Genomic DNA, 224 nt, shown 5'->3' with positions numbered 1-224 from the left:
ATCAGGTCGGCGTCCTCGGCGAATCGCTCCACCAGAATCGCGCGCGCCCCCTCAAGCGCAGCGGCGACGTCTGCCACCTGCTTTTCGGGGTTGACGAAACCCGCCGCCACAACCTGCGGATCGTTCTGCGGTTGCGTCAGCAACAGCTCGGACAACGGCTCGAGCCCGGCTTCCTTGGCAATCTCCGCTTTGGTGCGGCGCTTCGGCTTGAACGGCAAATAGAT

Annotated in this window: 1 pseudogene; it reads right to left on the bottom strand. The window is 63.8% G+C overall.

The features are described 5' to 3' along the window. Nucleotides 1-224: pseudogene (locus tag KJQ96_RS39720) on the bottom strand (Tex-like N-terminal domain-containing protein); the annotation flags it as partial.

This window comes from Bradyrhizobium sp. sGM-13 (assembly GCF_018398875.1).
GTDB lineage: Bacteria > Pseudomonadota > Alphaproteobacteria > Rhizobiales > Xanthobacteraceae > Bradyrhizobium.
The sequence above is the reverse complement of the archived record's forward strand: the minus strand, read 5'-3'. Positions and strand labels throughout refer to the sequence as shown.